Annotated in this window: 2 protein-coding genes; one reads left to right on the top strand and one right to left on the bottom strand. The window is 63.4% G+C overall.

Annotated elements, in window-relative coordinates; all coding sequences use genetic code 11:
- Positions 1-3,172 (bottom strand): retention module-containing protein (locus CQW31_RS30455; RefSeq protein WP_143524281.1); only part of this gene is annotated, 3,172 nt, incomplete at its 3' end.
- Positions 3,173-3,676: 504 nt separating this feature from the next.
- On the opposite strand from CQW31_RS30455, the gene CQW31_RS30450 reads away from it, so the two are divergent.
- Positions 3,677-5,669: type I secretion system permease/ATPase (locus tag CQW31_RS30450; protein WP_099816106.1), on the top strand; the 1,993-nt coding region annotated here is incomplete at its 3' end.

Genomic DNA, 5,669 nt, shown 5'->3' with positions numbered 1-5,669 from the left:
GGTTTTCGTAGTTTCCGCCGCTGACGCTGGTGATGCTGTTGGTGACCGCCGCGTGGCCTTGATAGACGTCGTTAGTCACGGCACCCGTGGCGGTACCGGAGCTTTGGCCGACCGGGATGGTGATGGTTTGCCCATTGGCCAGGGTCACCACTATCGCAGATTCAGTAACCGGCGCGGTCACGCTGGCGGTGTAGACGATGGTGCCGCCCTCTGCCACCGATGGCGTGGCGGTCAGGCTCACGGTCGAAGTGTCGACGGTGTCGGTGACGTTGGTCACCGCTGGCGTGCTGTTGACTACCAGATTTTCGAAGTTGCCGCCCGATACATTGGTAATGCTGGCACTGACCTGTCCGGCATCGAGGTACGGGTTGTCGCCGTGCGTGGCGAACGCAACGCTGCCAGTGGTCTGGTTGGCACCGATGGTGATGGTCTGGCCATTGCTCAGGGTCACGGTCACTGGCGACTGTGCAGCATTGGTCAGGGTCGCGGTGTACACGATCTGGCCACCTTCGGCAACGCTCGGCGTTGCTGACAGCGAGACCGAGGTGGTGTCCTGCACATCATTGACGGTGGTGCTGACCGGGGTATTGTCAGCCACCAGATTCTCGTAGTTGCCGCCGCTGACGTTGGTAATGCTGTTGGTAACAGCCGCGTGGCCTTGATAGACGTCATTGGTCACGGCGCCCGTGGCGGTACCGGAGCTTTGCCCGACCGGGATGGTGATGGTTTGCCCATTTGCCAGAGTTACCACGACGGCGGAGCCAGTGACCGGTGCGGTCACCGTGGCGGTGTAGACGATGGTCCCACCCTCGGACACCGAAGGCGTGGCGGTCAAGCTCACGGTCGCGGTGTCGACGGTATCGGTGACGGTGGTCACCGCTGGCGTGCCGTTGACGGCAATGTTTTCGAAGTTACCCCCGCTGGCAGTGGTGATGCTGGCGCTGACCTGGCCGGCATCGAGATAGGGGTTATCGCCATGCGTGGCGACCGCGACGCTGCCAGTGGTCTGGTTGGTAGGAATGGTAATGGCCTGGCCATTGCTCAGGGTCACGGTCACTGGCGACTGCGCAGCATTGGTCAGCGTCGCCGTGTACACGATCTGTCCACCCTCAGCCACGCTCGGCGTCGCCGACAGCGAGACGGTGGTGGTGTCCTGAACATCGGTCAGCGCAGTGCTGACGGTCGCGGTATTGGCCACCAGATTTTCGTAATTGCCGCCCGTGACCCCGGTGATGCTGTTGCTGACCGGCGCATGCCCCTGGTAGGCATCGTTATCCACAGAGGCAGTCGTCGTTCCCGTGCTTTGCCCGACCGGGATGGTAATGGTCTGCCCATTGGCCAGGCTCACCACCACAGGTGAGCCTGTGACTGGGGCATTGACAGTGGCGGTGTAGACAATGGTGCCGCCTTCGGCCACCGACGGCGTGGCGGTCAGGGTCACAGTCGTGGTGTCGAGGGTATCGGTGATCGCGGTCACCGCTGGCGTGCCGTTGACCGCCAGGCTTTCGAAATTGCCGCCCGTGGCATTGGTGATACGCGCGCTGACCAGGCTGGCATCGGCATAGTGGTTATCGGCAGGTGCGGCCACGCTGACGCTGCCCGAGGTCTGGTTCGCCGCGATGGTGATGCTCTGGCCGTTGCTCAGGGTCACCGTGACGGCGGTCTGGCCCGGGTTGCTGAGGGTTGCGGTGTAGATGATCTGGCCGCCTTCGGCCACGCTCGGGCTCGCGCTCAGGCTGACAGTGGTGACGTCCCGGATATCACTGACGGTGGTGCTGACAGGCGCGGGGTTAGCGACCAGGTTCTCGAAGTTACCCCCGGTAACCCCGGAGATGCTCGTGCTGACCTGGCCTTGGCCCTGATAAGCATCGTTGCTGACCGGCACGCTGACGATGCCGCTGCTCTGGCCGACCGCCACAGTGATGGTCTGGCCGTTGGCCAGGGTCACTACCACCGGCGTGCCAGTCACCGGTGCCGAGAGGCTAGCGGTGTAGACGATGGCGCCGCCTTCCGCCACGGAGGGCGTGGCGGTCAGCGTGACGGTACTGGAATCGGTCGAATCGCTGACCACAGTCAGAACGGGAGCCGGGTTGGCTTCCAGGTGCTCGAAGTTGCCCCCGATGGCGGAGGTGATATGGGTGCTAAGGGTGGTCGCGTCCTTGTACACATCGTTGGCCGTCTGCAGCACCACGCTGCCACTGTTTTGACCCGCGCCGATGCTGATGACCTGGCCGTTCGACAGGGTGACCGTGACTGGCGTCTGGGCCGGGTTGCTCAGGGTCACGGTGTAGGTGATCGCACCGCCTTCGGTCACGTTCGGGCTGGCGCTGAGGGTGGCGGTGGTGATATCGGCCGTGCCAACCACGCGGGTCTCGGCCGGCGTGCCGTCGATGGCGACCAGGATGCCGCCGCCGCTGGTGCCGGTGATGCTGGTCGAGACGTGACGGTCATCCGCGTACACCGTGGTGCCTGGCGTGACCGGCACGCTCACCGAGCCACTGGTCTGCCCGGCGGCGATCACGATCACCGCGCCATTGGACAAGGTCACGGTCAGCGCGCTGAGCGGCGCCTGGCCGACCGTGGCGACATAGACGATGCTGCCGCCGGCCTCGCTGACCGACGGCGTTGCACTCAGCACCACGGCGGTGGCCAGTTCGGCGACCGCCGTTGGGGTGGCGGCCTGCCGCCCGGCGGCGAAATCGAAGTCAAGGCTTTCGCTGAAGTTCAGCGGCCCGGTCTGAAAGCCAACGTTCGGGTCGACCCGGGCAGCTGTTTCCTCGAGCAGGACGAAACTGTGCCCGCCGCCAAGCGCACCGCCGCCGCTGCCGCCCGAGGAGGTCGGGCCGGCAGCGGTAGCTTCCAGCGCCGTGGTCGGGTCGACACCCGCCTGGATCGCCTGTTGCAACTGCTCCACCGACGGCGCAGCCTGCGCGGTGGCCAGGTACATGTCGGTGCTGTGGTCGGCGGTGCTGGCGCTCCATTGGCTACCGCGGCCCAGGTCTACATAGCGGCCGTCGGTCAGTTGCAGGGTGACAGCACCGCCGACACCGGTCAGTACCTGCTCGCCTGCGAACAGGCGGTCTCCTTCGATGAGCACGCGCCGTATGCCTTCCGGCGATACTGCGATGACTTGGCCAACAATGCTTTTGACGATGGCGACTACGGTGCTCATGGGGCTCTCCAGATGACTCGACCAGTGCCTTCCATGCCCCTTCGGCGCTCAAAACCGGCGGGTAGTGGAATAATATTAAAGTGCCTCTGCTTATAGGTCTGTCAAACTTCCGTGCTTTTATCGCTTGCGCGTTTAAAGAATGTCGAAATATTGACTTGCATCGCTATTTTGCGAGCGACGCCAATCTAAAGTCATAACGTTAAATAGCCGCTTGCCAATTCTTACTTTCGTATTAGTTGTATCGCTGTTACCTGCCTTTTTCAGCGTTCGGGCGTACAGGCCGCGTCCTTTCTGGCTTCGGCAAGCGTGGAGAGGGCTTTGTATAATTTCTGGGTTGCGACTTGTGTATCTCGCGTTAGTCTTTCCCTATCGCAGCGGAGGTTGGCTACGTGCAGAAATTCTTGGCGACTTGAAACCTTCGAATAGCGATGTCGTCAGCTTTAAGAACACCGGGCCATTGTTGATGGGGCCTGCTTCCAACTATCGCAAGGAAGAGAGCGCCACGTGGAATCCGAAGTCCGTCGAGCCCAGCTCAGTCATGACCCGCGTAGTCAGCACGACGATCCGCTGCTGGATTGCCTGCTGACCCTCTGTGTACTGCATCAGAAACCCGCCAGCCGGGTGATGCTGACCACCGGGCTGCCATTGCCGGCCCAGCGCCTGAACGCCGAACTGCTGCCCCGCGCCGCCGCCCGCGCCGGCCTGCAGGGGCGCCTGTTGCAGCGCAAGCTGGAGCAGATCCCGAGCATCGCCATGCCGGCCATGCTGCTGCTCAAGGAAGGCCGCGCCGCCGTGCTGCTGGGTTGGGAAAACGCCGACACTGCACGCCTGCTGCTCAGCGAAAGCGATGGCGGCGAGGTGCTGATCAGCCGCGAAGCGCTGATCGGGGACTACAGCGGCAAGGTGTTCTTCGCCCAGCCGCAGCACAAGTACGACGTCAACCACGGCAACCTGATTCCGCGCGCCAAGTCCTGGTTCCGCGACACCCTGCTGCGCAGCAAATGGCTGTACATGGATGCCATCGCCGCCAGCCTGGTGATCAACCTGATCGCCCTGGCCGCGCCGCTGTTCGTGATGAACGTCTACGACCGCGTGGTGCCCAACCAGGCCACCTCGACCCTGTGGGTGCTGGCGGTGGGCATTACCGGTGCCTACCTGTTCGACCTCATCCTCAAAGGCCTGCGCAGTCTGTGCCTGGACCTGGCCGGCAAGAAGACCGACCTGATCATCTCGGCCACATTGTTCGAGCGCATCGTCGGCATGTCGATGAAGTACCGCCCGGCGCGGGTCGGCAGCTTTGCCCAGAACATCCACGAGTTCCAAGGCCTGCGTGACTTCCTCGCCTCGCTGACCCTGACCAGCCTGATCGACCTGCCATTCACCCTGATCATCCTCATGGTCATCGCCATCGTCGGCGGCCATCTGGTGTGGATCCCGGTGCTCGCCTTCCCGTTGGCGCTGGGCATCGGCTACGCCCTGCAAAAACCCCTGATGGCGACCATGGAGCGGACCATGGCGCTGGCCTCCGAGCGCCAGTCGAGCCTGATCGAAACCCTGGCCGGCCTGGATGCTGTCAAGGTCAACAACGCCGAGAGCGAGCGCCAGTACCGCTGGGAGCAGACCCTTGGGACCCTCAGCCGCCTGGAACTGCGGGTCAAGGTGCTGTCGGGCCTGGCCATGAACATCACCTTGATGATCCAGCAACTGGCTGGCGTGGCGATGATCTGCGTCGGCGTGTATCAGATCATCGATGGCAACCTGAGCATGGGAGGCCTGGTGGCCTGCTACATGCTCAGTGGTCGAGCTCTCGGCCCGCTCGGGCAGTTGAACGGGTTGCTGGCCCGCTACCAGCAGGCCAAGGTGACCATGGTCTCGACCAACCAGATGATGGAACTGCCGCAAGAGCGCAACTTCGAGGAACGCCCACTGAGCCGCCAGGTGCTGCAGGGAGCGATCGAGTTCCGCGGGGTCGATTTCACTTACCCGAACCAGCAGAACATGGCCCTGAAGAACATCAGCCTGAACATCCGCCCGGGCGAGAAAGTCGGCATCATCGGCCGCAGTGGCTCGGGCAAGAGTTCGCTGGCCAAGCTGATCGTCGGGCTGTATGAGGCGGACAACGGCTCGTTGCTGGTAGACGGCGTGGACATTCGCCAGATCGACGTCAGCGAGCTGCGTCACAACGTCGGCTACGTGCCGCAGGATATCCAGTTGCTGGCCGGTACCTTGCGCGACAATCTGGTCAGCGGTGCCCGCTACATCGAGGACGAGCTGATCCTGCAAGCCGCCGAGCTGGCTGGCGTGCACGAGTTCGCCCGGCTGCACCCGGACGGTTACGAGTTGCAGGTTGGCGAGCGCGGGCAAAACCTTTCCGGCGGCCAGCGGCAGAACGTCGCCCTGGGCCGTGCGCTGTTGCTCAACCCGCAGATCCTGCTGCTCGACGAGCCCACTGCGGCCATGGACAACACCGGCGAAGAGCGCCTCAAGCAGCGCCTGC

Source organism: Pseudomonas sp. 382 (assembly GCF_002759075.1).
GTDB classification, from domain to species: Bacteria; Pseudomonadota; Gammaproteobacteria; order Pseudomonadales; family Pseudomonadaceae; genus Aquipseudomonas; species Aquipseudomonas vlassakiae.
This window is presented reverse-complemented; position numbering and strand designations above follow the sequence as displayed.